Origin of the sequence: Lentzea sp. NPDC051208, assembly GCF_040682435.1 — a bacterium.
GTDB classification, from domain to species: domain Bacteria; phylum Actinomycetota; class Actinomycetes; order Mycobacteriales; family Pseudonocardiaceae; genus Lentzea; species Lentzea kristufekii.
On sequence record NZ_JBFBAW010000001.1, the window covers coordinates 346,561 to 369,647 of the forward strand.

Consider the following 23,087-nt stretch of genomic DNA (forward strand, 5'->3'; position numbering starts at 1 on the left):
GCAGGGCGTGAAAACGATGTTCCGATCTGCCTTGAAGGCGCATTTTTCAGTCAGCTTGGCCAGCGCACGTGTTCGTCGTTGATGCGGAACTCGTGGGCGTGCGTCCACACAACGCCCTCGGCGTCACGATGTTCGTGCTCGACCACTCCCGGATCGTGCGTGGGCCAGAACTTCACGGCGATCACCGCGGCCCCCGCGGTCACCGTGCCGAGAACGAGGAAGGCCGTGGCCGTGCTCGCGGACGTCGCGACCCAGCCGGCGAGCGGATAGCAGAGCAGCCAGCAGGCGTGGGACAGCGCGAAGTCCGCGGCGAACAACGCCGGGCGGTCCGCCGGATCGGCGGAGCGGCGCAGGAGACGCGCTCCCGGCGTCAGGGCCAGCGCGCACCCGGCGCCGATCAACGCCCACAACACCAGCAACGTCTGCCAGTGCCCGGCGAGCACGGTCCCAGCGACCAGCACGACGACCAGCAGAATCGCCGCGCGCAGCACCACGGCGCGATCCGCGAACCGGTCGAGCAGCCTGGGCAGGGTGAGTGCCGCGACGAGCGATCCGAGGCCGTTCGCGGCCAGTGCGACGGCGACGTCGGACGCGTCGCGGCCGAGGCCGTCCCGCACGTGCGCCACGGTGTTCACGAACACCATCGAGCCCGCGGCCGCCGCCGCGAGGTGCACGGCGAGCAGCCCGCGCAACCGCGGGGTGGCGAGGTAGATGCGGATGCCCCTGGTCGTGGCGTCGTACCAGTCACCCTTGCGCGGCAACGACATCGGCCGCGGTAGAGCCACGGAGAGCACGAGCAGGGCCGACGCCGCGAAGCCGAGAGCGGTGCCGAGGAACAGCTCGTGGAAGCTGACCAGCGCCAGAGCCATCGCGGCGAGCGCCGGACTGAGGAGGCTTTCCAGGTCGTAGGCCGTGCGCGACAACGTGATCGCGCGGGTGTACTCCCGTTCGTCGGGAAGAACCTCGGGAATGGTCGCCTGGAACAACGGCGTGGACGCGGCGGATCCGGCCTGCAGCAGGAAGATCAGCACGTAGACCTGCCACACCTCGCCGACCCACGGCAGCATCGCCGCGACCGCGACGCGAACGAGGTCCAGCGCCACCAGCACCGCCCGGCGAGGCAGCGCGCCGAGCACCGCCGTGGCGATCGGCGCCACCGTGACGTAGGCGATCATCTTGATCGCCAGTGCCGTGCCGAGCACCGCGCCCGCCCCGGACCCGGCCAGGTCGTACGCCAGCAGGCCGAGCGCGACGGTCGCCAGTCCCGTTCCGGTCAGCGCCACGACCTGGGCGCCGAACAGATTCCGGTAGACGGGATCGCGCAGCACGGAAATCACGGCGGAACTATAAGCACGAGAACAGGTTTGCGTCGACGGTGCAACAGCCGAACACTGGCAACAGCAATGGACTTCCATTAATTCGTTGTAGGATTTTTCTGTGCCCACCCCGTACGACGCCGTCGCCTCGCTGTACGCCGAACTCTTCAGCGACATGCTCGACACCAGGCCCCTCGACCGCGCGATGCTGGCCGCGTTCGCCGAACTCACCGACGGGCCGGTGGCGGACCTCGGCTGCGGCCCCGGGCACCTGACCGCGCACCTGCGTTCGCTGGGGCTGGACGTCTTCGGCCTGGACCTCTCCCCCGCCATGATCGCCCTCGCCCGCGAAGCGCATCCGGAACTGAGGTTCGAGCAGGGGTCGATGACCGCGCTGGACCTCGGTGACGGGGTTCTCGGCGGCATCCTGGCGTTCTACTCGGTCATCCACATGCCGCCGCACGAGGTCCCGGCGGTGTTCGCCGAGTTCTTCCGCGTGCTGGCTCCGGGAGGCCATCTGCTGCTGGGGTTCTTCGCGGGTGACGATCCCGAGCCGCAGGAGTTCGACCACAAGGTGACGCTCGCCTACCGCTGGTCCCCTTCCACCCTCGCGGAACTGCTGGGGAAGGCGGGCTTCGCCGAGGTCGGACGGCTGGTGCGGGAACCGATCGACGGCGAACGGTTCCTGCAGGCTCAGCTGCTGATGCGCAAGCCCGAGGGCGTGTCCTAGCGGAAGACGACGGTGCCGTTGCCGTTGAGCAGGACGCGGTGTTCGCAGTGCCAGCGGACCGCCCGCGACAGCGCGAGTGCCTCGGCGTCGCGGCCCGCGGCGGTCAGCGCACGCGGGTCGTAGGAGTGGTCGACCCGCAGGACCTCCTGCTCGATGATCGGGCCCTCGTCGAGGTCCGGGGTGACGTAGTGGGCCGTCGCGCCCACGTACTTCACGCCGCGGTCGTAGGCCTGGTGGTAGGGCTTGGCGCCCTTGAAGCCCGGCAGGAACGAGTGGTGGATGTTGATCACGCGGCCCGCGAGCTTCGAGCACAGGTCGTTCGACAGCACCTGCATGTACCGCGCCAGCACCACCAGGTCGGCCTGGTACTCCTCGACGAGCTCGACCAGCCGCTGTTCGGCGGCGTGCTTGGTGCCGGCGGTGTTCGGCACGTGCACGAAGTCGAGGCCCGCCGCCTCCGCCATCGGCCGCAGGTCCTCGTGGTTGGACACGACGGCGGCGATCTCGCCGCCGAGACTGCCCGCGCGCCAGCGGAACAGCAAGTCGTTGAGGCAGTGCCCGGCCTTCGACACCATCACGAGGACGCGCGGCGGCCGGTCGTCCCACAGGTCGAACTCCATCGCGAACTGGCTCGCGACCTTCGCGAACTCCGTGGCGAGGTCGACGGCGTTCGAGGAGGCGCAGGAGAACGCGGTGCGCAGGAACAGCTTCCCGCGCACGTCGTCGTCGAACTGCTGGTGCTGCACGATGTCGCAGCCGTGGTCGACCAGGAACGACGTGACGGCGTGCACGATGCCCGCCCGCTCCGGGCAGTGGAGGGTCAGCGTGAACTGGGGCATCGCGCCACCGCCAGGTACTCGGTGCACGCGTCGCTGAGCCACGCCGCGAAGTACTCGGCGAACGACGACCGCACCAGGACCGTGTACCGGTCCTCGCCGGTCACCTGCAGGACGATTCCCGTCCTGGCGAGGAGTGTCTGCACGCAAGTGCCGACGGGAGCCGAAGACGGGTGCAGGTCCACGGAACATCCGTGAGCCAGCACTTGCCGGACGAGCGGCCCTTGAAGGACCACGGTCGTGCGCTGAGCCGAAGTGTCCACAACGGACCCTGCGACAGTCCCGAGCGCGCCACGCAACACCTCCTCGATCGTGACCTGCAGGCCGGGCGAAGCCGTGACGAGGAACTCGTCAGGACCGAGCCAGAGCACCTCGACGTCCCCGAATGGTCCGGCGCCGAAGGTGGAAGTGCAAGCACTGGAAGGGAACGGAACGCCGAGCGCCGATCCCATCGCCGCGACGGCGTCCGGATCGGACACGCGGACGGTGAGCTGCGAGCGGAACGGCACCTCGGCGACGTCCAGCACCGGGGCGAGCGCCGCCAGCCGGTCGTGCCAGGCAGCGAGGGGACTAACCGTCACGACGGGCTCCTTCCTTGTCGTACAGCACGGATTCGGTGACGGTGACCGGCACGAGCGAGTCCTCGACGGGCACGTACAGCGTCTCGCCGATGCGTTCGTGACCCGAGCGCACCAGCGCCAGCGCGAACGTCCGGCCCAAAGCGGCACTCGGGTAGCTCGACGTGACGTGGCCGAGCATCCGGACCGGCGGCTCGGGAAGCCGGTCGGTCTCCACGATCTGCGACCCCTCCGGCAGCAGCACGGCCGGATCGACGGGCAGCAACCCCACGAGCTGTTTGCGGTCCGTGCGGTTGTTCTCGGCACGGGCGAACGAGCGCTTGCCGATGAAGTCGGGCTTCTTCTTCGACACCGCCCACGACATGCCCAGGTCCTGCGGTGTGACCGTCGCGTCGGTCTCCTGCCCGATGATCGGGTAGCCCTTCTCTGCCCGGAGCACGTGCATGGTCTCGGTGCCGTACGGCGTGATCCCGTACTGCTCCCCCGCCGCCATCAGCGCCTCCCACACGGCGATGCCGTGCCACGCGGTTACGTTGATCTCGTAGGCCAGCTCGCCGGAGAAGCTGATCCGGCACACCCTCGCCGGCACACCGGCGACCTCCGTGTCACGCCAGGTCATGAACTCGAACGCCTCGGTGGAGACGTCCAGTGAAGGGGCCACCGCGGCCAGCACGTCCCTGGATCGCGGGCCCACCAGCGGGATCGTCGCCCAGTGCTCGGTGACCGAGGTGCAGTGCACGTCGAGGTGCGGCCACTCCGTCTGCAGCCACTCCTCCATCCAGTCGAGGATCCTGGCGGCGTTGCCGGTGGTCGTGGTGACGAGGTACCGCTCCTCGCCGACCCGGATCACGGTGCCGTCGTCGATCACCATCCCGTCGACGCCGCACATCACGCCGTAGCGGATCCTGCCGACCTTCAGCGTGCTCATCATGTTCGTGTAGAGCATGTCCAGGAACTTGCCGGCGTCACGGCCCTGCACGTCGATCTTGCCGAGCGTGGAGCCGTCCATCATGCCGACGCTCTCGCGCGTGGCCTTGCACTCGCGCAGCACGGCCGTGTGCAGGTCTTCGCCGTCCCGCGGGTAGTACCAGGGCCGCTTCCACTGGCCGACGTCCTCGAACAACGCCCCGTGCGCCACGTGCCACGGGTGGATCGACGTGACGCGCACCGGGTCGTGCAGCTCGCCGCGGTCCCGCCCGGCCAGCGCGGCGAACGACACCGACGTGAACGGCGGGCGGAACGTCGTGGGCCGCTGCTCGGCCAGCTCGACGCCCAGTTCCTCCGCGACGATGCCCGCGGCGATCATGCCGGACGTCTTGCCCTGGTCGTGCGCGGTGCCGATGGTCGTGTAGCGCTTGACGTGCTCGAGCGACCGCAGACCCGCGCCGGTCGCCCGCAGCACGTCCGCCACGGTCGAGTCCCGTTGCAGGTCGACGAAGCTCGCGTCCTCGTTGCCCGGCACCCGCCACAGCACCAGGCCGGAACGGGCCGTGCAGCGCGAGTCCGACACCGGCAGCGGAACCTGGCCGCCCGGCGTGAACCCGGCGGCGGCCGCGGCCCGCGCACCGGCGTCCCGGCCCTGCCGCGCACACGCGCCGAGGTCCAGCTCACCGGTCGCGGATCCGGCGACCCGCACGGTGGCAAGTTCCTCGCCCGGCACGAAAGCACCGAGTTCGGCGTCGTAGCGCAGCGCCCCGCGTGCCTGGCTGAACAGGCTCACCACCGGGTTCCAGCCGCCCGACACCAGGACGGTGTCGCAGGCGACGGTGACGTCCGGCGACGTGACGGCCAGCGGAGCGATCCGCACCCCGGTCACCCGGCCCTCGCCCTCGGTCCCCACGACCACGTGTCCGGCGCGGACCTCGATGCCCCGCGCCGAACATTCCTCCGCCAGCCGGACGGGCGTCTCCGGGCGGGCGTCCGCGATCAGCGCGATGTCCACACCGGACTCGGCCAGGTCGATCGCCGCGCAGTACGCGCTGTCGTTGGTGGTGAAGACAACGGCCCGCGATCCGGGCAGCACGCCGTAGCGGTGCAGGAACGTGCGAGCCGACGAGGCGAGCATGATCCCCGGCCGGTCGTTGTCGGCGAAGGCCACGGGCCGTTCGTGGGCGCCGGTGGCGAGCACGGTCTGCCGCGTCCTGATCCGCCACACCCGCTGGCGTGCCAGCGCGGCCGGCGCCGCGAACCCGAGGTGGTCGGTGCGCTTCTGCAGCGCCAGCACGAACCCGTCCTGGTACATGCCGAACGCCGTGGTGCGCTCCAGCACCAGCACACCGGGCGTGCTCCTCAGCTCCGCCACGACGTCCGCGACCCACTCGGCGGACGGCCGGTCGTCCAGGTACTCGTCCACGCCCAGCAGCGCGCCACCGGCCTGGTTCTGCTCGTCGACCAGCACCACCCGCGCACCGCTGCGAGCGGCGGTCAGCGCCGCGACCAGACCGGCGGGCCCGGCGCCGACGACCAGCACGTCGCAGTGCTCGTGCTTGGCGTCGTAGCGCGCGGGGTCCGGTTCGGGCGACAGCCGTCCCTGACCCGCCAGTCCGCGCGCCACCAGACCGTCGTACAGCTCGACGGTCGTGGCGAGCAGCATCGGCTCGGAGAACGGCGCCTCGACCTGCACCAGCGACGTCGGGTCCTCCGACCCCGCCGCGACGATGCCGCGCGGCCGGCCGAGCTTCACGCTGCTGCCGATCTCGTGCACCCCGTGAGCGAGCAACGCCGACGCGAGCGTGTCGCCGGGGTGCCCGGTGTACGGGAGGCCGTTGAAGGTGAAGTGCAGCAGGGTGTTCCGGTCGATCGAACCACCGTTCGGGGTGCGGAAGGTCATGCGGTCACCTCGGGCATGGGCTCGCCCACGCGGTAGACGGCCAGCAGGTCGTGGGTGCGGGTGTCGCGCACGGCGTTGAACCACCGGCGGCATCCGGCGTGGTGGCTCCAGCGCTCGGCGAACGGGCCGCTCGGGTTCTCCCGGAAGAACACGTACTGCGCCCACTGCTCGTCGGTCAGCGCCGAGGGGTCCTCGGGGTAGGCGACGTGCGCCTGGCCGCCGTAGTGGAACTCCGCTTCCTCGCGCGGGCCGCACCACGGGCACGGGATGAGTTGCATGCCTGCTCCTAGTGCGCGACGGCGGCGGCGCCGTGCTCGTCGACGAGAGCGCCCGTGGTGAAGCGCTCGAGGGTGAACGGTTCGTTGAACGGGTGCGGTTTGTCGTGGGCGATGGTGTGCGCGAAGCAGTCGCCGACACCGGGCGTGGCCTTGAAGCCGCCGGTTCCCCAGCCGCAGTTCAGGGACAGGCCGCCGACGGGCGTGAGGCCGACGATCGGCGAGGCGTCCGGGCTGACGTCGACGATGCCCGCCCACGTCCGCAGCAGGTGGGCTCGCGCGAAGACGGGGAACAGCTCCAATGCCGCCGACATCTGCTGTTCGATGATGTGGAACGAACCTCTTTGCCCGTAACCGTTGTAGCTGTCGATGCCCGCGCCCATCACCAGTTCTCCCTTGTGGGCCTGGGAGACGTAGACGTGCACGGCGTTCGACATCACGACGGTCGGGTGGACGGGTTCGAGCAGTTCGGAGACGAGGGCCTGCAACGGGTGCGAGGCGAGCGGCAACCGCAGTCCGACCATCTTCGCGAGCACCGAGCTGTGTCCGGCCGCGCACAACGCGACCTTGCCGGCGGCGATGCGACCGCGGGACGTCTCGACCGCGGCGATCCGGCCACCGGACGTCTCGAGCCCGGTGACCTCGCAGTTCTGGATCAGGTCGACGCCCATCGCGTGCGCGGCCCGCGCGTAGCCCCACGCCACGTAGTCGTGCTTCGCGATGCCCGCGCGCGCCTGGTAGGTCGCGCCCAGCACCGGGTAGCGGACGTCCGGCGAGGTGTTGACGATCGGGCAGATCTCCTTGACCCCGGCGGGATCCACCCACTCCGCGTCGATCCCGTTGAGCCGGTTGGCGTTGACCCGCCGGACGCTGTCGCGCACGTCCTGCAGGCTGTGCGCCAGGTTCAGGACACCGCGCTGGTCGAAGAGGATCGGGTAGCCGAGGTCGTCCTCGAGGCCCTCCCACAGCTTCAGCGAGTGCTCGTAGATGCCGGAGCTCTCGTCCCACAGGTAGTTCGACCGGATGATCGTCGTGTTGCGGGCCATGTTGCCGCCCGCGAGCCAACCCTTCTCCAGCACCGCGACGTTCGTGATGCCGTGCACCTTCGCGAGGTAGTACGCGGTCGCGAGGCCGTGCCCTCCACCGCCGACGACCACGACGTCGTAGGAGGGCTTCGGTTCCGGGTCGTCCCAGAGGAAGTCGGGGTGCTCCGGGAGGTGCGCTCCGAGCGGCTGAGCCGAGCTGGTCATGCGCGACGCCTCCAGCTGAGTCATCTGGTCGACTACTGGTATATCAGTCTGTGCGTTACCGTAGGTCACATGAACGCACGGGTCAACGACGAGCCCGCCTCCGTCTCACTCACCGAGCGGGCGTACGCGGTCCTGCGAGATCGCCTGGTGATGCTGGAAATCAAGCCGGGTGAGCCCATCAACGAGGAGAGGCTGCGTACCGAGCTCGGCGTCGGCCGCACCCCGATCCGCGAAGCCCTCAAGCGGCTGGAGCAGGAACGGCTCGTCGTCGCCTTCCCGCGCCGCGGCACGTTCGCCACCGACGTGAACATCTCCGACCTCTCCCACATCTCCGAGGTGCGCCGGACGCTGGAACCCCTGGCCGCGGCAGCCGCGGCCGAACGCGCCACGGGCCAGGACAGGGCGGCACTCACCGAGCTGCGCTCGCGGCTCGACACGGCGGCGCCGACGGGCGACAACACGGAGCTCCTGCGCACCGACGTCGGTGTGCACCGCGCGATCTACGGGTGCGTGCACAACCCGTTCCTCGAGGACACCCTGATCTCCTACGACAACCTGGCCACCCGGATCTGGTGCGTGTTCCTGCCACGACTGTCCGGAATGGCCGGTCACGTCGACGAGCACGTACCCCTCCTCACCGCGATCGTCGAGGGCGACGCGAAGAAGGCGAGCGAACTCGCCTCCCAGCACGTCATCGGTTTCGAGCAGGCGATCAGGGCGTTGATCTGACCGCCAGCTTCTCCAGCACCCACGAGTGGAACTCGCCGATGTGGTGCTCGGAGGGAACCAGCACACCGCCGTCGCGGTAGGCCCGCGACGACATGGCGGGCTGGCACCGCTCGCAGGCCTCGAAGTCCTGCTCGTTGACCCGGTGGAAGAGCTCGACGGACCGCGACACGTCCTTGCCGGTCGCGACGACGTCCTTGGCGTAGAGCCAGTCGCACTCGACGATCGTGCGGTCGGCGGCCATCGGGAACATCCGGTGGATGATCACGTGGTCCGGCACGAGGTTGATGAACACCTGCGGCCGCACGGTGATCGCGTAGTACCGGCGTTCCTGGTCGGCGGCGACGCCGGACAGGTTCTCGAAGCCCTCGCTGCCGTCGATCGTGAAGCCCTTGATCTCCTCGCCGAACACCGCCCCGTGCCCGACGTAGTACTGCGCGGCGTACCCGTCGGCGAACTCCGGCAGGACCTCCGTGAGCTCGGGGTGGATGGTCGCGCAGTGGTAGCACTCCATGAAGTTCTCGATGATGAGCTTCCAGTTGGCCTTGACGTCGTAGGTGATCCGGCGGCCCAGCTCCAGTTCGCTGACCTGGTAGTTGCCGATCGCGTCGAGGTTGCCCAGGCGTTCGCGCACGTCCTGCTGCACGGTCTCCTCGAACGACGCTGGCTCGTCGGCCAGCGAGATCCACGCGTAGCCGAGCCACTCGCGCAGCTGCACGGTCTTCAGCCCGTACTCGACGCGGTCGACGTCCGGCATTGACGTGAGGTTCGGCGCGGCGACCAGCCTGCCGTCCAGGCCGTAGGTCCAGGCGTGGTACGGACACTGGAAGTTGCGCTTGACCGTGCCGGTCTCCTCGACGCACAGCTTGGCGCCGCGGTGGCGGCAGATGTTGAGGAACGCGCGCAGCGAGCCGTCGCGCGAGCGGGTCACGAGGACGCTCTCGCGTCCGATCTGGACGGTCCGGAAGTTGCCCGCGTCCGGCAGGTCGGCGCCGCGGACCGCGCAGAACCACATCCGCTCGAAGATGTTCTGCTGCTCCAGCGCGAAGATCGCCGCATCGGTGTAGGTGTTGCCGGGCAACGTGGGGATCAGGCTGGACGGCAGTTCGGTCTGGGTCATGGTGGCTCCGTGAAGGGAAGTCGAAGGAGATCGCTCCTACGTGGACAGCCCGGTTGCAATAGCCGGAAGCCAGGCCGATGGTCTTGGCGGTACCGGCCGAGGCGACTCACCGGTCTACCGTCGGGCCGACGGTAAGTCAGGTCTGTGGAGCTTGTGCAAGACCGTGGGCGGCACACCGTCCCCAGCTGGAAACCTCAGGCGGCGACGGGCTGCGAAGCAGAAAACTCCAACCGCGAGGCTGGATGCTCTCGGCTTCGGCCGCGGAGAGGTCAAGAGCGGATCCGCTTCATCTCGGGGTCGAACAGCGGTTCGGGTGCCACTACGGCCCCGATCCGCACCCCGAAGTACTCGATCTCGACCGGAGTTCCCTCCACCGCGACCTCGGCCGGCAACCAGGCGTAGGCGATGTTCTTGCCGATCGAGTAGCCACGGGCCGCGCTGGTCACGTACCCGACCGGCACACCACCGGCGAACACCGGCTCGGAACCCATGACGACCTGGTAGTCGTCGTCGATGACCAGGCAGGTGAGCTTGCGGCTCACGGTTTCCCCGGAACGACCCTCCAACGCCTTGCGGCCGTGGAAGTAGCCCTTGTTCATCCGGACCGCGAAGCCCAGCCCCGCCTCGAACGGGTCGTGCTCGGCGGTCACGTCGGCGCCCCACGACCGGTAGCCCTTCTCCAGCCGCATGCTCGTGAACGCGCTGCGCCCGGCCGCGATGACACCGAGCTGCTGCCCGGCCTCCCAGAGCGTGTCCCACAGACGCCGACCCATGTCCGCGGTGGTGTAGAGCTCCCAGCCGAGCTCACCGACGTACGACAGGCGCATCGCGGTGACCGGCACCTCGCCGATGAAGGCTTCCTGGGCCTTGAAGTACCCCATCGCCTCGTGCGAGAAGTCGGTGCGGGTCAACGGCTGCAGGAGATCACGGGCCAGCGGCCCCCACAGGCCGATGCAGCACGTGCCGGGCGTGATGTCCGTGATGTGCACGCCGCCGTTGCGCGGCATGCGCCTGCGCAGCCAGTCGAGGTCGAGCGGGCCGTTCGCGCCGACCTGGAACCGGTTCTCGCCGAGCCGGGCGATGGTCAGGTCGCTGCGCACTCCCCCGTCCTCGTTGAGCAGCAACGTGTAGACCACCGCGCCCGGCTTGCGGTCGAGCTGGTTGGTGGTCATGGTCTGCAGGAACGTCAACGCCTCCGGACCGCTGACCTCCAGGCGCTTCAACGCGGTCATGTCGAACATCGCGACCCGCTTGCGCGCGACGAGGGCCTCGGCGCCGGCGATCGGCGACCAGAACCGGGACGCCCACTCGTTGCGCTCGGGGATCTCCGCGACCTCGGGCAGTGAGGCGTTGGCCTCGTACCAGTGCGGCCGCTCCCAGCCTGAGGCTTCGAGGAACACCGCGCCGAGTTCCTGCTGGCGCTCGTAGAACGGGCTGGTGCGCAACGGCCGCGGGTTCTCGGCGGGCTGCAGCGGGTGCAGGACGTCGTAGACCTCGACGAACGCCCGGCAGCTGCGTTCGTGCACGTAACCGGGCGAGCGCTGGACGTCCTCGAACCGGTTGAGGTCGCAGCCGTGCAGGTCGATGCCCGGCTGCCCGTCGACCAGCCACTCGGCCATCGCCTTCGCGACACCGGCCGAGTGCGTGATCCACACGGCCTCGGCCACCCAGAACCCGGTCAGGCCGGGGTGTTCGCCGAGCAGCGGGTTGCCGTCCGGGGTGAAGGAGAACAGGCCGTTGACGCCCTCCTCGACCTTCGAGTCGGCGAGCACCGGCAGCAGGTCGACGGCGGCGTCCCAGGAGGTCTCGAAGTCCTCCGGGGTGAACGCGATCTCGGACGGCATGGTCGGTGCCACGCCGAAGTCGAGGATGTCGTCCGCCGAGATCGGCATCGGCCGGTGTCCGTACGCGCCGATGCCGATGCGATCGACGTGTTCGCGGAAGTACAGGTCCGCGTCCTGGTGGCGCAGCAACGGCTTCGACATCTCGGACAGCTCGGTGTTGACGCCTTTCAACGCCGGCAACGGAGCGGTCTTCGCGTACTGGTGGGCCATCGGGACGAGCGGGATGTCGAGGTCGACCATCCTGCCGATGCGCGGGCCCCACATGCCGACGCAGGACACCACCACGTCCGCAGGGAAGGTGTCGTGCTCGGTGACGACGGCCTTCACCCGGCGCCCGGTGCGTTCGATGCCGGTGACCTTGTGGTGTGCCAGGAACTTCGCGCCGCGCTCCATCGCCCTGCGCGCCTGCGCCTCGGCCGCGCGCAACGGCTTCGCGATGCCGTCACCCGGGATGTGGAACCCGCCGAGGATCTTGGCCGGGTCGAGCAGCGGGTGCAGCCGCGCGCACTCCTCCGGGTCGCGCAGGAAGCTCTCGACGCCCCACGACGTCGCCCAGCCGTGGCGGCGCTTGACGTCCGTCCAGCGTTGCGGGGTGGTGGCGACCTCCAGGCCGCCGAGCTGCTGGAAGCACCACTGGTCGTCCATCGTCAGCGCCGTGTACTTCTCGACGGTGTACTTGGCGAACGACGTCATGGTCTTGCAGCCGGTGGTCTGGAAGACCAGGCCCGGCGCGTGGGAGCTCGATCCGCCCGTCGCGAACAGCGGTCCCTGTTCGAGCACGGTGATGTCGGTCCACCCGCGCGCGGTCAGTTCGTCGGCCAGCGCGCATCCGACGATGCCCGCGCCGATCAGCACGACTCTCGGCTGGGTCACAGGACCACCACCGAACGCAGCACGCGGCCGTGGTGCATGTCCTCGAACGCCTTCTCGACGTCGCCGAGCCCGATGGTCTCCGAGACGAACGTGCCGAGGTCGAGCCGGCCCTGCAGGTAGAGGTCGATCAGCATCGGGAAGTCCCGTGAAGGCAGGCAGTCGCCGTACCAGGACGACTTCACGGCGCCACCGCGCGAGAACACGTCGATCAACGGCAGTTCGAGCACCATGTCCGGGGTCGGCACGCCCACGAGCACGGCGAGACCGGCGTGGTCACGGGCGTAGAACGCCTGCTGGAACGTCTCGGGGCGGCCGACCGCGTCGATCACGACGTCGGCGCCGTTGCCCTCGGTGAGTTCCCGGATCGCCTCGACGACGTCCCGCTCGCGGGCGTTGATCGTGTGCGTGGCGCCGAACCGCCGCGCCCATTCGAGTTTGGTGTCGTCGAGGTCGACGGCGATGATCGTGCGCGCCCCCGCCAGCCGGGCTCCCGCGATGGCCGCGTCACCGACACCGCCGCAACCCAGGACCGCCACGCTGTCGCCGCGGGTGACGCCGCCGGTGTTGATCGCGGCGCCGATGCCCGCCATCACGCCGCAGCCGAGCAGTCCCGCGACCTCGGCCGGTGCCTTCGGGTTCACCTTGGTGCACTGTCCTGAGTGGACGAGCGTCTTCTCGGCGAAGGCGCCGATGCCCAGCGCGGGTGACAGCGGTGTGCCGTCCTCCAGCGTCATGGGCTGTGCCGCGTTGTGGGTGTTGAAGCAGTACTGCGGCCGGCCTCGCAGGCAGGAGCGGCACGAACCGCACACCGCGCGCCAGTTGAGGATCACGAAGTCGCCGGGTTCGAGGCCGGTCACGCCGTCGCCGACGGCCTCGACGACGCCCGCCGCCTCGTGCCCGAGCAGGAACGGGAACTCGTCGTTGATCCCGCCCTCCCGGTAGTGCAGATCGGTGTGGCAGACCCCGCAGGCCCGCACCTCCACCAGCGCCTCGCCGGGGCCGGGGTCCGGCACGAGGATGGTCTCGACCGAGACCTTGGCCCCACGCCCCGCAGCCACGACACCGTTCACCGCATGTGCCACTGAGTCGCTCCTGTCAGAGGTGGGGGAAGAGGGAGTTCTTCGCCGCCGGCCGGGCGACGCGAGCGGAGAGGTCGTCCTGAACCGTGGTGGTGGGAACGGGGAGCGACAACGGGCCAACCCTTCCGAGCAAGTTCCGCAGTACGCAACAAGGTCCGCATTATGCAACTACAGCGCATCACGGTGCGACTCGCACGAGCCGTTGTCAAGCCCTTGTCGCACGGACGGAGGCACCCGGAACGACGACGAGCCCCCGGCCGCGACCGGGGGCTCGTCGTTCATCAACGTCTTTCACAGCACGGGATGCCCCATGCGGACGGAGAGGTCGCGCGAGGCCACGCGCAGCTCCTCGACGATCTCGGGCATGCGCTTCTGCGAGAGCCGGTAGGCCGGACCGGCGGCACTGATCGCCGCCACGACGTCACCACGCGAGCCGAACACCGGCACGGCCACCGCGTGCAGGCCGGCCTCCAGCTCCTCCATGCAGGTGGCGAACCCGTCCTCGGCGGTGCGACGCAGCACGCTGCGCAGCTTCACGGGATCGGTGATCGTGCGTGGAGCACAGGACTCCAGGTCGCCGGAGAGCAGGCGTTCCTGCTCGGCCGGTGACGCGGCAGCGAGCAGGACCTTGCCGCTCGACGTGGCGTGCAACGGCGTGCGCTGACCGATCCAGTTCTGCGCCGCCACGGCGGAGCTCCCTCGCGCCTGACTCACGTTGAGGGCCACGTCGCTGTCGAGGACCGCGATGTTGACGGTCTCCCCGAGCCGGTCCGCGAGCGCCGAGCAGACGGGGCCTCCCACCCGGACGTAGTCGAGCTGGCCGCTCACCGCTCCGGCGAACCGCAGCATGCCGAGACCGATCCGGAACGGGCCGCGTTCGCCGTCCTGTTCCACGAGCTCACGGGCCTGGAGCGTGTAGACGAGCCTGGACGCGGAGGACTTGTGCACGCCGAGCTCGGCGGCGATCTCGGTGATTCCCGCTTCCCCGTTGCGGACCAGCAGCTCCAGCACCGACACCGCCCGATCGACCGATTGCACCAGCGCCGGGTCGCGCGCCTGCCCGTTGTTGCTCATCACGCAACACTATCCGATTGGCGCAACGCGGTGTTGCGAACGAGCACGCGGTGTTGCACCGGGGAAACGCTGGACATTGGAGCCTTGACGCGTCTGAACACCTCCGTCATTCTGCTGTTGCGTATCGCACACCCGGTTCCGTAATACGCAACGGAGGGTTTCTGATGATCACCGCATGCGCCGTCGACGACCTGCCACCGGGTGAGTCCCTGCGGGTCGACGGCAAGCCTGCGATCGCGGTCTTCAACGCGGACGGCGAGTTCTACGCGATCGACGACACCTGCAGCCACCAGGACGCGTCCCTGTCCGAGGGCTGGCTGGAGGGGTGCTTCGTGGAATGCCCGCTGCACGCCGCGCTCTTCGACCTCCGCACCGGCGTGCCGACGTGCCTGCCTGCCAAGAAGGCCGTGCGCACGTACCCGGTCGTGGTGCGGGACGGCGTGATCTACGTGGACACGGACGGCCGCGAAGCCGTGGCGTGAGAACAGCTTCGGGCCTCGACCTAAGCCAGGTCCTCGGCCTGCAGCTCGGCCCGCGACGACACCCCGAGCTTGCGCAGCACCCGTGCCGCGTGCTGCTCGACGGTGCGCGGCGACAGGAACAGCACGTCGGCGATCTTGCGGTTGGTGTGGCCGGCGACCAGCAGCCGGGCGACCTCCTGCTCGCGGGGCGACAGCTCGTCGCCGTACCCGCGCCTGCCGCGCCGTGACGGTTTGCCGCCGCCGATGCTGCGCAGCTGGTGCCGGCACCGGGCCGCGTCACGGGTGGCGCCCAGGCCGTCGAACGTGTCCACCAGGGCCGACAGGATCTCGGCCGCCTTCTCCTGGTCGGAGGGCAGCAGGCAGGCGGCTTCGCGTTCGGAGACCAGCGCGGTGAGGTAGGGCGCGGGCAGTGCCGAGTACCGGTCGGCGGCCTCGCGGAAGAGGGACATGGCGGCGTCGGCCTGGCCGCGTGCCTCGGCGAGCAGGCCGCGGCACCAGGCGAGGGCGGCGAACGCCATCGGGGCGTCCCTGCCGTCGATGCCCGCCGCCATCTGCTCGATCAGCGTCTCGGCGTCGGTCTCCCGCCCGGCGGCGAGGAACGTGGCCACGGCAACCGGTCCGATTTCGGTCGCCCACACCCACACGCCCTTCGTGCGCACGATCGCGAGGCCGCGGTCGACGTCCACGCAGGCACGGGTGATCTCGTCCTGGGCCAGCATCGTCCGGGCGAGAGCCGCGCAGCCCGCGATGGCGACCGGCACGATCGACTCCTCGGGGGCGAACGCGCCGGTCTCGGTGAGGTAGCTGGTCGCCTCCGCCCACTCCCCCCGCGCCATCGCCAGCGAGCCGAGGACCAGGCACAGCTCGCTGGCCAGCGGGAACAGGTCGCGGTACTCGTCGAGCAGGCTCGACGCCCGGTCGGCGAGGCCGTCCCAGTTGCCGGTCAGCCAGTCGAGGCGGGCCCTCGTCGCGTGGGCGGTGCTCGCCGTGAACGGGGCACCGCACTCGGCGGCGAACCTCAGGCCGTCGCGCAGCAGGTCGGCGCAGCGGCCGAAATGACCGGTCGTGGTCATGGCGTCGGCGAGGTTGCAGTGGGCGCGGGCGAGCTGGCGCAGTTCACCGGAGGTGGACGCGGGCCGGAACGCCCACTCGGCCAGCACCGAGGGGTCGCCCGTGTGCATCTTGGAGCCGACCTCGTTGGCGTACAACGCCATCTTCTGCTCGGGATCGGTCTCGGCCGCGCGCGTCCGGCTGACGCGGTCGAGCCAGGGCTGGACCTCGCTCATCGGGGTCATGCCGAGGTAGGACAGTCCCAGCACGGCTTCTCCCCGCGCGGCCAGCTCGGGGCACTCGGTCAGGTCGGCGACGGCCCGTTCGAGCTCGGAGCGGGCCTCCTCGACCCCGCCCGCCTGGCGGATCAACAACACACCCCGGTAATGCCTGACCTGGCCGCGCGCCGCGGTCGACAGGCGCCGGTCCGACAGCAGGCGTTCCAGCGCCTCGGTCGGATCCAGCTGGTCGAGGCCCTGGTGGGCGACCTGACCGAGCTTGATCGCGAGCCGGTCGACGTCGGCCGCGGGCACGGCCGGGTCGAGCAGCAGCCGTTGCAGGAGAGCGGTGGCCGTGCCCGCGTCGCCGTTCTCGACCGCCCGGTCCGCGGCGGCCTCCCCGTAGCGCAGCCACTCGGACGTGCGCCCGGCACGTTCGCTGTGCTCGGCGAGCTGGACGAGCGGGCGTGGTTCGACCCGGTCGAGCACCTCGGCCGCGCGGCTGTGCAGCTCCTGGCGGTCCGGTCCGCTCAACGTGTCGTAGACGGCCTGCTGGGCCAGCGCGTGCCGGAAGCCGTACCGCCGTGCGTCGACCTCGTGCAGGACGTGGCCCGTCAGCGCGTGCGTCAGGGCAGCACGACTCTCACTGATCTCCGCCACCTCGCCGAGCAGTTCGGCGGACGCGGGCGCGCCCAGCACCGCCGCGGCCTCGACCAGCCGGGTGGCGGCGGCGGGCAGCGCGGCCAGGCGTTCGGCGATGGCGTCGCGCAGCAGGACCGGAACCTCGACGTTGTCGAGCAGCCTGCGCGCCGTGGCGCCGTCCGCGTGCACGGCGCCGGCGGGATTCCGCAACGCTCGCAACGTCTCCTCGACGACGAACGGGATGCCCGCCGTGCGTTCGTGCAGTTTGGCCGCGAACTCCGCCGACACCGCCTCGCCGTCGAGGATCGCCGACGTCAGCGCCCGCACCTCGGCCACGTCGAGCGGTTCGAGTTCGAGCAACGCGCTGGTGATGCCGGTGGGCGGCCGGTACGCCGAGCCGAGCGGCACACCACCCGGCACGTCCTCGCGCCGGTAGGTGACCACGATGGACAGGTTGGCCGGCGGATCACCCATCAGGAACCGCAGCAGCTGCCGGGACCCGTCGTCGGCCCAGTGCAGGTCCTCGACGACGAGCAGCACCGGTCCGAGCACGCTGATCAGTTCGCGCATCGCGCGGAACAGCCGGTGCCGATCCGCCCGCGGATCACCGGTCGGAGGCAGCGGTGGTGGCAGGTGCCCGGCGAGTTCCGGCAACGCCGAACCCAGCACACCCGACACCGGGCTCAGCCGGGAGTGGTTGCGCGCCAGGCGATCCGTGCAGTCGCGCAACGCCTCCAGCACCGCGCCGTACGGGAACGGCTCCCCCACCGGCTGGCAGTGACCCATGAGGACGAAGAGCGGCCCCAGGTCGGCGTCCAGCAACTCCCGCACCAGGCGTGACTTCCCGACGCCCGCCTCGCCCTCGATCATGACCACCGCGGGCTGGCTCGGCACGGCCGCCCGCAGCGCGCCGAGCTGGTCACCTCGGCCCACCAGCACCGGCGAGCTGGTGCGCATCAGTCCGCCGGGGTCGCAGCGCCGCGCCCTGGACTTCGGTGTCCGGCTCATCCGCACCGATGGTAGGTGAAAGACGGGTATCCCTACGTAGCGATATCCGGATTGTTCGCCGTTCGGCCTCGATCGATGGTGATCGGCACGTGCCGCCCATCCCTGCAGTGGCGGCCAGAACGGAGAACCCGAGATGCGACTCGATCGCACAACACGAGTGCTCGCGGCGGCCGGCCTCGGCCTGGCCGTCGCGGCGGCGGTGAGCAGCCCCGTCTCCGCCCAGACGGGCTCGATCCAGAAGACTGACAGGCCCGTCGCGGGCAGCTACATCGTCGTGTTCAAGGACGGTGCCACCGACGTCCCGACCACCAACGCCAAGGCGCTCGACCTCGCCCGCAAGCACGGTGGCAAGGTCAGCAACACTTACGTCGCGTCGGTGCGCGGCTTCGCCGTGAAGCTGGACGAGGCGGCGGCACGGCGGCTCGCGACCGACCCGTCGGTGGCCTACGTGCAGCAGGACGGCTGGGCGAGCATCTCCGACACCCAGACCAGCCCGACGTGGGGGCTGGACCGGATCGACCAGGCCAACCTGCCCGTCGACGCGAAGTACACCTACCCGAACACCGCCTCGAACGTGACCGCGTACGTCCTGGACACCGGGATCTACAAGGCGCACACCGAGTTCGAGGGCCGGGCCAAGGACGGCTACGACTTCATCGACAACGACGCGGACGCCTCGGACTGCCAGGGCCACGGCACGCACGTCGCCGGCACGGTCGGGTCGAAGACGTACGGCGTGGCGAAGAAGGTCAACCTGGTCGCGGTCCGCGTGCTCGACTGCTCGGGCAACGGCCAGTACTCGCAGATCATCAAGGGCATCGACTGGGTGGCCCAGAACGCGACGAAGCCCGCCGTGGCGAACATGAGCCTCGGCGGCGGCGCGGACTCCACTGTGGACAACGCGGTGAAGCGCGCGATCGCGGCGGGCGTGACGTTCGGCCTGGCGGCCGGCAACAACAACGGCAACGCCTGCAACACCTCTCCCGCCCGCGTGCCCGAGGGCATCACGGTGGCCGCCAGCGACTCGGCCGACAAGCGTTCGATCTACACCGGCGGGCAGGCCTCGAACTGGGGCTCGTGCGTCGACCTCTTCGGGCCTGGCTCGAACATCACGTCGACCAGGAACGGCGGCGGCACCACGTCCATGGGCGGCACGTCGATGGCCACCCCGCACGTCGTCGGTGCCGCCGCGCTGTACGTGTCCGCGAACCCGTCCGCAACCCCTGCCCAGGTTCGCGACGCGCTGGTGAACAACGCCACGACCGGCAAGATCACCGATCTCCAGGGCTCGCCGAACAAGCTGCTCAACATCAGCTTCATGGGCGGCGGCGGCCCCGACCCGGAGCCGTGTGCCGCGGCCACCAACGGGGACGACGTGTCCATTCCGGACAACAACACCGCGGTCACGTCGTCGGTGAACGTCACCGGTTGCACCGGCAAGGCCTCGGCCACCACCCAGGTCAAGGTCGACATCAACCACCCCTACACCGCTGACCTGGCCATCGACCTGGTCGGTCCGTCGGGTGCCGTCTACAGCCTCAAGAAGGCCAAGGGCGCCACCTCTTCGGCCGGTGTGCACGAGACCTTCACGGTCGACGCCTCGGCCGAGAACCGCAACGGCACGTGGAAGTTGCAGGTGACCGACGTCTGGACCTACGACGCCGGGAACATCGACACCTGGACCCTGACGTTCTGACGACGCCCGGAAGGACTTCCCATGCACCGCACCACCTGCGGGCTCGCCGTTCTGATCGTCGCCTCCGCCATGCTGGCCACCCCGGCACACGCGGCTGAGGCCGACTTCGTCAAGGCCCGCAACCCCGCGGCCGGCGGCAGCTTCATCGTGTCCCTCCAGCCCGGCGCGGCCGTCCAGGCGTCGTCGAGCGCTCTCACCCAGAAGTACGGCGGCACCCTCGACGCCGTGTTCTCCCGCGCCATGCGCGGCTTCCAGGTCAAGAACCTGACCGAGGCCGCGGCGCGGAGGCTGGCGGCCGACCCCGCCGTCAAGGCCGTCTACCAGGACGGCACCGCGAAGGCCGTGGACGTGCAGACCAACCCGACGTGGGGCCTGGACCGCGTGGACCAGGCGTCCCTGCCGCTGGACAAGAAGTTCACCTACCCCAGCGGCGGCGCGTCGAACGTGACGGTCTACATCACCGACACGGGCGTCAAGACGTCGATCGCCGACTTCGAGGGGCGCGCGTCCGTGGGCGCCGACTTCATCGAGGACGGCCAGAACGGGCAGGACTGCTCGGGCCACGGCACACACGTGGCGGGCACGGTCGGCTCGAAGACCTACGGCGTGGCGAAGAAGGCCAAGCTGGTCTCGGTCCGCATGCTCGGCACGAGCTGCGGGAGCAGCGGCCCTGACTCGGCCGGTGTCAAGGCCATCGAGTGGATCACCGCGAACGCGCAGAAACCCGCCGTGGTCGACGCTTCCTGGACCTTCGACACCGCCGACATTGGCAACGACGCCATCGCCGGCATGGTCGCCTCCGGCGTGCAGATGGCCGTCGCGTCGGGCAACAGCTCGACGAACGCCTGCTCCACCGGCCCTGCCAAGATCGCGTCACTGATCACCGTGAACGCGACCTCGTCCAACGACGCACGCGCCTCGTTCTCGAACTACGGCTCGTGCACGGACATCTTCGCCCCCGGTGACGGCATCACCTCGCTGGGGCTGAACGGCGGCGCCACCAACATGTCCGGCACGTCCATGGCCACCCCGCACGTCGCGGGTGTCGCGGCCCTGTACCTGTCGGCCAACCCGTCCGCGAGCCCACAGGCCCTGCGCGACGCGCTGGTGAACAACGCCACCGACGGCAAGGTCACCAACCCTGGCACCGGTTCGCCGAACAAGCTGCTGTACAGCGGTTTCATCGGCGGCGGTCCCGACCCGGTGTGCGGCCCCGGCACGAACGGCGACGACGTGTCCATTCCGGACACCGGCACCGCAGTCTCGTCGCCGGTCACGATCTCCGGCTGCACCGGCAACTCCACGGCCTCGGCAACCGTCAAGGTCGACATCTTCCACACCTACACCGGTGATCTGGCCATCGACCTGGTCAGCCCGTCCGGCAAGTCCTACGTGCTCAAGAAGGCGGGCGGCACTTCGTCGTCGGCGGGTGTCCACGAGACCTACACCGTCGACCTGTCCACCGAGGCGCGCAACGGCACCTGGAAGCTGCAGGTGAAGGACGTCTACACCTATGACACCGGCAACATCGACACCTGGACTCTGACGGTCTGAGTCCTCGCACCGCAGTGAAGAGCCCCGGAGCCGTAGCTCCGGGGCTCTTCCTTTCCCTGTTCCCCTGGGGGCTAGCGGGTGACCGTCAGCGTGAACGTGGTCGTGCCGGTCTTCCCGTCGGCCGAGGTGGCCTTGATGGTGATCGGGTAGGTCCCGGGCGGGGTGGAGAAGTTCGTGAAGACCCAGACGTTGCTGCTGCCGTTCTGGCCGATCGTGGCCGGGTTGAACGACATCTGGGCACCGGTGGGCACACCGGACGCGGTCAGCGTCAGGTTGCCGGTGCCGCCGGCGGCCTTCACCAGGGTCTGGGCGAGCATGCCCTGCCTGACGCTGGCCGACGACGGCGACGCGGTCACCGTGACCTCACCGGTCGGCGGGTCGGTGCCCTCGACCGTGAGCGACACCGTCGTGGTGGCGGTCTTCCCGCCCGTGTCCGTGCCCGTCACCGTGATGGTGGACGTGCCGGCGGTCGCGGTGCTGGAGACGTCCAGCGTCAGCTTGGACGAGCTGCCGGCACCCACCGACGACGGCTGGAACGTGGCCTTCACGCCGCTGGGCACGCCCGAGGCCGACAGGGTGATCGTCCGGCCGTCGCCACTCGAGGAGATCGTGGTGGAGACGTACTTCCCCTTGGCCGCCTTCACGCTGCTCGGCGAGGCTCCCAGGGTGAAGTCGCCCGGCTGCGGGTCGCCGCCGCCGGTGACGGTCAGCGAGTACTTGCCGGACGCGGTCTTGCCGCTCGTCGTGGTGCCGCCGACGGTGATCTCGTAGGTGCCGTTGGGAGCGGAGGTGCTCGCCTCGAACGTGACCTTGGCCGAGTTGCCGGTGGTCACCGACGTCGGCTGGAAGACCGCCTTCACGCCACTGGGCAGGCCGCTGGCCGACAGCGTGGCGTTCTCCGCGCCACCCGAACCGGCCGTGGTGGTGATGCCCGCGGACACCGTCTTGCCCGCGGCGACCGAACCACTGCCCGGCGCGACGGTCAGCCCGAAGTCACCGACCGGGGGCTGCTCGCCGACCTCGGTCCTGACCCAGTCGCCCATCTCGTTGTCGAGGCGGCCGTAGATCGAGTACCACTTGAAGTCCGACCGGCTCCACGACGCGACGCCGTAGATCTTGCCGTCGAGGATCAGCGGGCCGCCGCTGTCACCGGGCAGGATCGAGATCCGGCCGTCGGAGTACCCGGCGCAGATCATGGTCGCCGACTTGAAGCCCGCGCCGACGCCCTGGCAGACGCTGTCCCCGTTGACGACCGGCAGGCTCGCCTTGTCGAGGGTGACGTCCTGCGAGTTGTCGTTGAAGTCCTTCTTGCCGTAGCCGAAACCGAGGCCGGTCTTGCCCGGCGCGGCGCCACCGGCGTCCGCGGAAGTGGCGAACTTCGGGTACGCGGCACCACCCTTCAACGCGATGTCGCGGTCCACGGTCACGACGGCGACGTCGTAACCCTGGTCGAAGTTGACGTACTTCGGGTGCTTCTTGTAGCTGACGACGTTCACGGCGAACCCGGTGCCGGCGCCGCCCTGGTAGTCCTTGAGGTCGTCGAGCCCGTAGACGAACTTCTTCTCCCCCTGGGCATCCGCGCAGTGCGCCGCGATCAGGATCTTGCGCGGCGCCAGGACAGTGCCGGTGCAGGTCTGGCCCTCCGGCCGGGTGCCACCGGCCCGGATGCCCGCGATGATGCCGGGGAACTCGCTCACGGTGGCGTTCTGCCCGCCGACGAACATGGGCGAGGCGTCACCGAGGTTGGCGGGGACGGTGTCCCCCAGGTAGTTCGCCGCAGGGGCGTTCGGCGGTGCGGCGTGCGCGATGCTGACCGGCGTCAGCACCGTGGCCGCGACCAGGGCCAGCAGGCCCCAGGACCGTGGTGTTCTCGTCACGTTGGTTCCTCTCCGGATCTCGGAACGGC

At 69.9% G+C, this 23,087-nt stretch carries 17 protein-coding genes; 5 read left to right on the forward strand and 12 right to left on the reverse strand.

The window, feature by feature from the left end; all coding sequences use genetic code 11:
- Positions 1-50 precede the first annotated feature (50 nt).
- Positions 51-1,337, reverse strand: coding sequence for an MFS transporter (locus tag AB0M48_RS01395; RefSeq protein WP_363835190.1), 1,287 nt, complete (start codon positions 1,335-1,337; stop codon positions 51-53).
- 154 nt (positions 1,338-1,491) lie between these two features.
- On the opposite strand from AB0M48_RS01395, the gene AB0M48_RS01400 reads away from it, so the two are divergent.
- Entirely contained in the window at positions 1,492-2,046 is a 555-nt protein-coding gene (locus AB0M48_RS01400) for a class I SAM-dependent methyltransferase (RefSeq protein WP_363835885.1), read from the forward strand.
- Here AB0M48_RS01400 and purU read toward each other — a convergent pair.
- Genes purU through AB0M48_RS01425 form a run of 5 tightly spaced genes read right to left on the reverse strand, consistent with a single transcriptional unit; the run spans position 2,043 to position 7,815 of the window.
- The gene (gene purU / locus AB0M48_RS01405) at positions 2,043-2,885 is read right to left on the reverse strand and encodes a formyltetrahydrofolate deformylase (RefSeq protein ID WP_363835191.1); all 843 of its coding nucleotides are present in this window, start codon (positions 2,883-2,885) and stop codon (positions 2,043-2,045) included. The two genes, AB0M48_RS01400 and purU, sit on opposite strands and share 4 nt — an antisense overlap.
- Positions 2,867-3,463, reverse strand: a complete 597-nt coding sequence (locus AB0M48_RS01410; protein WP_363835193.1) for a sarcosine oxidase subunit gamma family protein — start codon at positions 3,461-3,463, stop codon at positions 2,867-2,869. Before AB0M48_RS01410 ends, purU begins: the two co-directional genes overlap by 19 nt.
- Positions 3,453-6,290 (reverse strand): 2Fe-2S iron-sulfur cluster-binding protein, encoded by a 2,838-nt coding sequence (locus AB0M48_RS01415; RefSeq protein ID WP_363835195.1) that lies wholly within the window; start codon positions 6,288-6,290, stop codon positions 3,453-3,455. The genes AB0M48_RS01410 and AB0M48_RS01415 overlap by 11 nt, the downstream gene beginning before the upstream one ends.
- Positions 6,287-6,568: a sarcosine oxidase subunit delta gene (locus AB0M48_RS01420; protein ID WP_363835196.1), complete on the reverse strand. Its 282-nt coding sequence runs from the start codon at positions 6,566-6,568 to the stop codon at positions 6,287-6,289. The genes AB0M48_RS01415 and AB0M48_RS01420 overlap by 4 nt, the downstream gene beginning before the upstream one ends.
- Positions 6,569-6,576: 8 nt before the next feature.
- Entirely contained in the window at positions 6,577-7,815 is a 1,239-nt protein-coding gene (locus AB0M48_RS01425; protein ID WP_363835886.1) for a sarcosine oxidase subunit beta family protein, read from the reverse strand.
- Between the two features lie 69 nt (positions 7,816-7,884).
- On the opposite strand from AB0M48_RS01425, the gene AB0M48_RS01430 reads away from it, so the two are divergent.
- Entirely contained in the window at positions 7,885-8,544 is a 660-nt protein-coding gene (locus AB0M48_RS01430; protein WP_363835198.1) for a GntR family transcriptional regulator, read from the forward strand.
- Here AB0M48_RS01430 and AB0M48_RS01435 read toward each other — a convergent pair.
- From AB0M48_RS01435 to AB0M48_RS01450, 4 genes are all read right to left on the reverse strand, one after another.
- A complete protein-coding gene (locus AB0M48_RS01435; protein ID WP_363835199.1) occupies positions 8,528-9,661 on the reverse strand; it encodes an aromatic ring-hydroxylating dioxygenase subunit alpha in 1,134 nt (377 codons plus the stop codon). The two genes, AB0M48_RS01430 and AB0M48_RS01435, sit on opposite strands and share 17 nt — an antisense overlap.
- 269 nt (positions 9,662-9,930) lie before the next feature.
- Complete coding sequence (locus tag AB0M48_RS01440) at positions 9,931-12,378, reverse strand: FAD-dependent oxidoreductase (protein ID WP_363835201.1); 2,448 nt, start codon at positions 12,376-12,378, stop codon at positions 9,931-9,933.
- Positions 12,375-13,460, reverse strand: a complete 1,086-nt coding sequence (locus tag AB0M48_RS01445) for an S-(hydroxymethyl)mycothiol dehydrogenase (RefSeq protein ID WP_363835202.1) — start codon at positions 13,458-13,460, stop codon at positions 12,375-12,377. Before AB0M48_RS01445 ends, AB0M48_RS01440 begins: the two co-directional genes overlap by 4 nt.
- A gap of 288 nt (positions 13,461-13,748) precedes the next feature.
- A complete protein-coding gene (locus AB0M48_RS01450) occupies positions 13,749-14,531 on the reverse strand; it encodes an IclR family transcriptional regulator (protein ID WP_363835204.1) in 783 nt (260 codons plus the stop codon).
- A 164-nt stretch (positions 14,532-14,695) separates the two neighbouring features.
- Here AB0M48_RS01450 and AB0M48_RS01455 point away from each other — a divergent pair, with 164 nt between their 5' ends.
- Positions 14,696-15,013: a bifunctional 3-phenylpropionate/cinnamic acid dioxygenase ferredoxin subunit gene (locus AB0M48_RS01455; protein WP_363835205.1), complete on the forward strand. Its 318-nt coding sequence runs from the start codon at positions 14,696-14,698 to the stop codon at positions 15,011-15,013.
- A 20-nt stretch (positions 15,014-15,033) separates the two neighbouring features.
- On the opposite strand, the gene AB0M48_RS01460 is transcribed toward AB0M48_RS01455, so the two are convergent.
- The gene (locus AB0M48_RS01460; RefSeq protein ID WP_363835207.1) at positions 15,034-17,931 is read right to left on the reverse strand and encodes an AAA family ATPase; all 2,898 of its coding nucleotides are present in this window, start codon (positions 17,929-17,931) and stop codon (positions 15,034-15,036) included.
- A 133-nt stretch (positions 17,932-18,064) separates the two neighbouring features.
- Between AB0M48_RS01460 and AB0M48_RS01465 the strand changes: the two genes are divergently transcribed.
- Entirely contained in the window at positions 18,065-19,627 is a 1,563-nt protein-coding gene (locus AB0M48_RS01465; RefSeq protein WP_363835208.1) for a S8 family serine peptidase, read from the forward strand.
- A 21-nt stretch (positions 19,628-19,648) separates the two neighbouring features.
- Entirely contained in the window at positions 19,649-21,181 is a 1,533-nt protein-coding gene (locus AB0M48_RS01470) for a S8 family serine peptidase (protein ID WP_363835210.1), read from the forward strand.
- A 71-nt stretch (positions 21,182-21,252) separates the two neighbouring features.
- Here the strand turns inward: AB0M48_RS01470 and AB0M48_RS01475 are convergent, their stop codons facing one another.
- Positions 21,253-23,058 (reverse strand): trypsin-like serine protease, encoded by a 1,806-nt coding sequence (locus AB0M48_RS01475; RefSeq protein ID WP_363835212.1) that lies wholly within the window; start codon positions 23,056-23,058, stop codon positions 21,253-21,255.
- Positions 23,059-23,087 lie beyond the last annotated feature (29 nt).